Genomic DNA, 7,836 nt, shown 5'->3' on the forward strand with positions numbered 1-7,836 from the left:
GGCCCTGCGGGGCTAAGGGTAACCGCAAACGATAAAGGGTTCGTTATGACACAGTCTCACTGGGAGCATTCAGTCACGGAAGCACTCTCAAAACTGGGGAAGCCGAAATGGCTTCAGCCTTTGCAGCAGCTCTGCGAGGCATTCGAGGGCGTGAGCCTCGATGGTGAAAACATCAGCTCTGAGATAGAGCTTGTGCTGTGGGATCTGGTATCTCTAAACAATAATTCCGACAGCCTCCCGTTGGAGCGCTTATTTCAGCGTCGGTTGTCCGAGCTTGAATGCTGGACACACCGAGCGTTCAACCCCTCTGGCAATCCTCAGTTTTGGAACCCGCTCCAGGAAAGCTTTAAAGCATTTAAATCAGGTCAGGGTTCCATCCGAGAGTACACCGCCGCTAATGCCCACCCAGCGCAAGACATGATACGCAAGTGGGCTGAAGCACACTGCGTATGATTAAACGCCTATTTGGTAAGGTATTCACGCCCGATCCCGCCCAGCCTCAAGTCGAACTTCGAGCGTCACAGCTCGATATGACTGCATTACCGATACTCACCGCGCGCGAGCTTCTGGAGTACGTCGGTTATGACGCGACGTTGAGCGGTGTGTATCGTCTGGTCGGATTAAGCGAAGAGCACTTCGACACCCTCTATCGACAGCCAACCTACGGTTTTGCGCTTTGCAGTCAACTTGCACCAGCCTCAGAGAATAACCACCACTCAGGCCCTGGAGGTCTGTTACAGCATACGCTCGAAGTGATCGAAAACGCGCTGCATATCCGCCGCAGCTATCAGCTGCCGCTCGGCGGCTCTCCCGAAGAGATCGCCGCACAGGAACACATCTGGACCTATGGGCTCTTTATCGCCTGTCTCCTTCACGATATCGGCAAGTTGTTTCGGCGAATCCAGTTGATACCAACCTACTCGGGAGGTCGGACTGGATTCTGGACACCTCAGGATGGTTACCTGAGTGATACTAACGCAGTGTCCTACGCGATAGCGTTCAATGATGTGCCTTACAGGAGCCATCAGCGGCTCAGTCTTACCATGTTTGGCACTTTGATCCCCAAGCCTGCTAGGGCATGGCTGACTCAACACCCCGAGATATTGGATCAGGTTATTAACTATCTGTGGGGGGAGGAGTATGAAAGCCAGGTGATCGCCGATATCGCCATCCAGGCCGATAGGCGCAGCACCGCGAAGAATCTGGATATCAAAAAGCCGGCATCCCGGCTACCGGGGGCCGCTGATTCGCTGGCCGATCGCATGATCAAGAGACTGCGACAGCTCATTGATGAGCGTGAGATCAAGTACAACCAGGATGGTGGGATGGCCTGGGTGACCGGTGAGTACACATACTTTGTGTGCCGGCCGCTGGCTATGAAGCTGATCAGTAGCTTTGAGGACACCGGCACATCGGGGATGCCTCAGGATCCTGTGAGAATCTACAACGTGCTGCAGGAGCATGGCTTTGCCATTGAGAATGACGACGGCGGAGCCGTTTTCAAGATTTCCATCGAGCATGCCCAAGGACGATTTAGCCATACGTTTACCTGCCTCAAATTCAAAACGAGACTGCTTTGGCGCGCCGTGAGGCTGCCGCAGCCGTTTGAGGGAACAATCCGTGAGCTCGGCGCCGATAAGGCGCCTCAAAGTGAAACTGCACCAGCTCCAAGCCGGACGCGGTCAGCGCCGGCCACATCTTCCGAGTCTGCACCAGTAGAACACGAGCCTGAGGACTGGGCGTCGGTAGACGCTGCGCCCGCTAGTGAGGCTGCTCGCCCCCCTGAGACTGTCGAGGATGATACGGATCCCTTTGCGGATCCGGTACCGAGTGAGACTGCACCAGATTCCCAACCCGCCCTGGAAGAGGATCAAGTCGATGCCTTCGAGGCTGAGCCTGTATCGGCCAAAACACCCGTGAAGTCTGCTAAAGCAGACAATGACACAGGTTCCTATGAGGCTGCCGAGGACTTAGGGCCTGCAACAGATATCAAGAGTCTGGATTGGACCGACGATGTGGGTACGGCTTTTTTGGATTGGGTAAAACAAGGGATTCACCGTAAGACGTTGTCTGTGAATAACGCCAAAGCAGGCCTGCATTTTGTGGAGGAAGGCGTCTTTTTGGTATCCCCCCGGATATTCCAGCATTTTGTCAAAGAGGCCCGCCTGGGGAATGGTGGTGAGTACACGAAATTGCAGAAGCGGTTCGCTCGGCTCAAGGTCAACCTGAAAACCAAACTAACCCACCAGAATGTCCATCGCTACACCGTCGATACAGGCAATAAGCAAGCTCGCCTCAATGGCTGGCTGTTGCCTTACTCAGCGCTGTTTGATGAGGGGCAAGAGTTACCTAAGACCAATAAATTCGTGAGAGCTTCTGACGATGAGTAGATCTAATAAGGCAGCTGTACATAGCTTTACTTTATTTTGGCGCACAAATCCAAACATTACAGTTATATTAAACGCCTCCGTTTATAGTTACATGGAATATAAGGAGTTAGTAAGATGCGTATAACGGAAGCGGCAGAGCTGTACATCGCCCTGAATGTCTATCAGCAAGATACTGCAGACACCCTCAACAGAGTAGCCAGATTGTTTGAGACGAGATCAGGCTGCCGATCGATAGAGTCGATTGACTTGGTAGCAATCAAGACCTTCCGAGATGAAACACTGAAGGTGGCTAAGCCGGTTACCTATAACGGTTATCTTCGCTACCTCAAATTGCTGAGTAAATGGCTGTTTGATGAGGAGTACGTGCAAAAGGATTGGTTTTCTAAAGTTAAGTCAGCAACACTCCCGATTGCTCCACCAAAAACAGTTGATGATGATGTTTTCCTTAAGGCAATCACCTATTTGAAAACTGACAGCGGCGCCCCCCAACCAGCTTGGTTTTGGCTGATAGTGATAAGGTTTTTATACTTTACAGGCGTCCGTAGAAGACAACTTGTAGCTATTGAATACCAAGACTTAGACCTAAAAAAGCAAGTACTTACTTGTAGCTACAGGGGCTCAAAAACATACCGCGAATGGGATATTCCGATTGCCGACGATCTAATACCTGATCTGGAATATCTAATAAGGCGAGCAGAGGATGAGCTCGGAAGACCGATGCGAGAGGGAGACAGGCTATTCAACGTGTGCCTTTTTTATCACAGGTATAAGCCTGACCCAAAGAATAACGGTGCAATGCGCCGTGAACATGTCACTGGATTCATGAGAAGGCTATCCAATAAGATTGGTCAAAGAATTGGAGCCCACCGAATTCGGCACACTACGGCAACGGTTCTCTGCAACCCAGTGGACGAAGAACATGAACCTGATATTTTTTCGGTTCAAAAACTGCTGGGACACACCCAGCTTTCTACTACGAGAAACTATGTTAAAACTAAGATTGGGCGTATTCGAACACAAGTGAATCGAATGAGCTTGCCAAAGTGATGTTTTTTTGGCCAAATGCAGCTAAATACTTGACATTTGACCTCTATAACGATATTACTTTGTGTCAAGTGAACAAAGCAAGACAATACTTGCTGTTCAAATATTGCGCACAAGCAACATTAAGCACTCATAATGCTGGGGTCGGCGGTTCAAGTCCGCCCCTAGCTACCATATTTAATAAAAAACCCCCGTGGGCTTTGCTCACGGGGGTTTTTTATTAAATATTGCTACGGGGTGAGACGCAGAACCGCCCCCGGTTCACCCATTGCGACCAAGCAATGGGAAACGAGCGCAGCGACGCCCGCAGGGTTCTAAAACGCCCTAGCGTTTTAGAATTAACCCGCCCCTAGCCTCCTCCAGCTAACATCCGATCATGGGTATAAGCCTACCCTCGCCTGCGGGGGCTTTGTTTTTAATATGTGGTTATGCGGTGAGCCGCAGAACCGCCCCCGGTTCACCCATTGCGGCCAAGCAATGGGCAACAAGCGCAGCGACGCCCGCAGGGTTCTAAAACGCCCTAGCGTTTTAGAATTAACCCGCCCCTAGCTACCATATTGTGAAAGGGTTAGTGGGTTAATACCTACTAACCCTTTTTTATTTCTTCCCATAAAAGTACCAGCTTTCAATACCAGCACTCCTCTCCTATGCAAATTTCATGGGTAACCCAGAAGATCTAGCAAAATTTTGCATGGTGCGAGCGAGCTAATATGCCTATTCGTGAGTGCACTGAAACAGTGATGAAAGCCATTCAGGAAGAGATCGACATTGAGTAAGACAAACCTAGCACTCCACCCTAACAAGTTTTCGATAATAGGGATCAAGCGCGTCTAAAGCTTAGGCGATCGTCGATATAGTGCTTTGCATTTAAATATTGGTGATGGAGGCCTGATGTTTACAAGCTGGCCCAGCGTGGAACGCCTTTGAAAGGGGATGCGTTGTGGCGAAGCCACGCTTTTAGCAGTCCCGCTTGCCAAACTTGTTAGCCCTTTTTCCTGCTACGTGAATAAGCTTTCTTTATTTTAGCAACTATATCAGGATTTTTTCTTACTTCATTTCTAATCAGGTCAATTGTTGCCTTAGAGTATTTATTTATTTTCGATGTTCTCCCAGTGGATACGATGGTGTGATACTTTACATTACCTTTGATCTTGTATTTCCAGTCAAAAGCTTGGAGCTCGTAGTTGTTAATCCCGCACTCCGCTTGAACATGAGTGGCTGTATAAGGATACGCGCTCTCCGCGTAAATAACACGATCCGCCTCTAAAACCCCTGACACATCCCCAACAAGTTTTAGTGCTGGCGCAGCATCAGATTCAACGAAGTGACCCTCACGTATAAATTTAAGTTTGTCTACGACTGACGAATCTATCAATACTGTACTTGGGCCTACATCCATTTCTCCTGTTGCTGTATCAAGGATGTGGACTTGGCTTGGGCCAACTGAGCCAATTTTTTGTATATGATCCATCCAAAGCCGCTTTTCTTTTTCTCTTTCGTTATCAAGTATTGCTGATAACTCCGGATACATAATCTCTTTTGTCTCACCACGGTATCTATAATAAATGGCGCCGGGGCGTAATATTTTTCCCTGCCCCTTACGACAAATAATTGGTTTTACCCGGGCCTCTTTCACGGACAATATGCCAAAGCTTTTGCCTTTCCAGTCAAAGCTATCTATGGAATAGCTTATATCAGACGAGAAATATTCGAGAATTACAGCATTAAGCTTTGTTGGGTCAAGTTTGTCGAATTTATCATTTGTTAAGCCAATCGGAACTCTAGGATGATCCTGTATACCAAAAACAATTCTTCCGCCTCGATTATTTGCCATTCCTACGAGGGATCGTACATATGTATGAAGGGAGTCACCATAATGAAATGATTGCTTAAACTCCAAATCAAAGGACTCTCTTTTAGTCAAATGTCCCTTGGGATTAACAGCGATCTCAAAATCTTCCATAATTCACCAAGAGGGCTAACGCTTTGCTCACCGGTAAATTGAGAGCGCAGCGAGTAATCTATCCGCGTGCAGCAACTTGTTAGCCGCCCTATGCTTCCGGCTCATTAATTTCAGGAACGCCAAATATCATAGGCGTGCCACTGCTAAAAGCCTTTCCGACAGCAATGGCATGCCGAGGCCTAAGCCGGGTAAGTGACGCTACATAATCTGAACTCATATAGTTGCCCAGAAATTCTGCGCTTGTTCGGTCAAATTGTTGAAATGCTATGACAGAATTGCATTGAGTCAGAACAGTTTTTGATACATTTGCAGTTCGTTGAGCGATAACAATAAATCCCACACCATATTTTCTGCCTTGAAGCGCAATCTGGGCAATACTGTTCACAACTGCACTAGAGCGTTTATCATCAACGCCCAAAAAGTTCCACTCAGGGACTATGGTATGCGCCTCTTCCAGAACTATACATACCCTTTTTCCGTCCAACTCTCTTGCTTTGGCAAGTTCAAATAACGCTTTGAAGAACCATTTGGTATATTCGAGTATTCCCGCTGAGTTTGCGACGTCTGGGAGTTCAAATAAAACTGCTTTGTTATCACTTGCAACAAAACCCTGTAAAGCAGCTTTAAACCCATCACGCAATTCCTTTTCTTTTGCTGCTATCAAAGGTTTGTTTCGCTGATTGGGAAATTTGTCCATTTCATCGCTAATTATGTCGATAGCTGTAAACATAGTGTCAGCTTGAGCACCTTGGACTAATGAATCGCCAATTAAGTCTGCCAGCTTAACTCCATACTCGTTCGTGAAATCGACACATACTACTTTGGTGTCATCATCTGCAATTTGACGTATTAAGTTTCTAGCAAAAACAGACTTTCCTGACCCTGTTACACCTAGTATTGCCAAATGATGTGTGACAGCAGTTTCACGATCAATAAACACCGGAAAGTTGGTGCCGGGGATATTGCCTATCTGATATTCATTTGGCAGACACTCTGGCACTTCTATTGTCTCTGCTTTTGATACAGGGCTGTTCATGCTTGGAACCCATCCATACCTATCAAAGCTACGAGTTTCTGCATTCCAAATTCCAAGCTGTACTGCTTCCCCAATTATAAAACCAGCCTCATTGCGTGACTCAAGTGTTTCAGATCCAGTGGTTCCCTCTACGACTTGATATAAAATATTATGTTCATCACAACTAACCTGTAATAGCTCGCCTTCTTGAATACTTATATTGAACGCGTATTCGAACTTTAATTTCTCAATGGTTGCGCCTTCACAAACAGTTCCGACTAGATGACCCACCAAATCTAAGTCACTATCCGCCTCCAGTAAGTGTACTACTCCCTTTTTCGGGCTTTCAGGCATTGTTGTTTTTTCTAACAATTCTCCGAATGAGTCATCAGTTAATATTTTTAGCCACCGTTGTTCATTCAGCTCATATGCCTCTAATACAAGCCCTGCAATCCATCTTTCTCTACCACCTGCATTGGATATAAATCCAGTCACATCAAACCGTTTTACAGGTGGGCTGTCAGGGTAGACTTTTGCTAGATAGGCACTAGACGACTGGATGCCAAATAACTCTGCCACAGCAGACTCAGGCTTTGGAGCAAGAAACCTAAATGAATATATTGCCTTCTTAGGATCAATAATGAGCAATACAGATGCGTAAGCGAAGAGCGCAATAAATAGCGGTGATTGGCTATCAACATAAAACAGGACACACAACACGAACAAGGTAAACCACAAAAATCTTCCATTACCAAACCGAATAGCGAGCGTTTTCAATATTATTGAAGCTCTATTCATTGGATCTACAGGTGATTTTTCAGGACTAAGTAGCAAAAGAGCTAATAAAGATAGAATCAATAGTGTGGCACTATAGCCCCAGAAAACCCAATACCACAAACCCATATCTTTCAGCTCGGATTGAATCGGCGAAAGTAGAAGCAATATAGAAACTGCTGAGGCCACTACATCTGTGGGTCGCGTAAAAAAATGTTCAGCTAACAACGTAGTGAAAGATAACATGATGAGTGAAGACATTATTACAATGCCTTTATTACTAAGAGCATCAACGGGTGTTTTGAATACGAAATAACCTACTAAAAGTAGTGCTAGTACGGCTAAAAAAACGATTATTCTCTGACCCTTTGGCATAAATGCTCCTTGGTGGTTTTAGCGGCTAACGCCGCAATTTACGGACGGAGTGTGCTGGCGCTTTTTGTGCTACGCTCAAAACGCGACAGCACACGAAGTTCCGCAAGATTGCCTTGTATGGTTGGTTTAACACAATTTCCTTTCCTGTTAAAAAGCGATAAGGTGAGGCTCATGTCTGCAGCAACAGACATTCGGCATAGTAGCTCGATTGATGCCAGGCACCGGTACAACCGAGTCCGTTAACAAGCCAGAGCACTATGCCGATCCTACTTTTA

At 46.6% G+C, this 7,836-nt stretch carries 5 protein-coding genes; 3 read left to right on the top strand and 2 right to left on the bottom strand.

Going from position 1 to position 7,836, the window contains the following annotated elements; genetic code table 11:
* Window positions 1–45 precede the first annotated feature (45 nt).
* The 3 genes from QWI17_RS19325 (at window position 46) to QWI17_RS19335 (ending at window position 3,437) form a co-directional block, all read left to right on the top strand.
* A complete protein-coding gene (locus QWI17_RS19325; RefSeq protein ID WP_302724171.1) occupies window positions 46–453 on the top strand; it encodes a class I SAM-dependent methyltransferase in 408 nt (135 codons plus the stop codon).
* The gene (mobH, locus tag QWI17_RS19330; RefSeq protein WP_302724172.1) at window positions 450–2,390 is read left to right on the top strand and encodes a MobH family relaxase; all 1,941 of its coding nucleotides are present in this window, start codon (window positions 450–452) and stop codon (window positions 2,388–2,390) included. Before QWI17_RS19325 ends, mobH begins: the two co-directional genes overlap by 4 nt.
* Window positions 2,391–2,504: 114 nt before the next feature.
* Window positions 2,505–3,437: a tyrosine-type recombinase/integrase gene (locus QWI17_RS19335; RefSeq protein ID WP_302724173.1), complete on the top strand. Its 933-nt coding sequence runs from the start codon at window positions 2,505–2,507 to the stop codon at window positions 3,435–3,437.
* Window positions 3,438–4,416: 979 nt separating this feature from the next.
* Here the strand turns inward: QWI17_RS19335 and QWI17_RS19340 are convergent.
* Both QWI17_RS19340 and QWI17_RS19345 read right to left on the bottom strand, forming a co-directional pair.
* Window positions 4,417–5,397: an RNA-binding domain-containing protein gene (locus QWI17_RS19340; protein WP_302724174.1), complete on the bottom strand. Its 981-nt coding sequence runs from the start codon at window positions 5,395–5,397 to the stop codon at window positions 4,417–4,419.
* An 88-nt stretch (window positions 5,398–5,485) separates the two neighbouring features.
* Window positions 5,486–7,561, bottom strand: a complete 2,076-nt coding sequence (locus QWI17_RS19345) for an ATP-binding protein (RefSeq protein ID WP_302724175.1) — start codon at window positions 7,559–7,561, stop codon at window positions 5,486–5,488.
* Window positions 7,562–7,836: the final 275 nt, after the last annotated feature.

The sequence above is a fragment of the Gilvimarinus gilvus genome (assembly GCF_030518155.1).
GTDB lineage: Bacteria > Pseudomonadota > Gammaproteobacteria > Pseudomonadales > Cellvibrionaceae > Gilvimarinus > Gilvimarinus gilvus.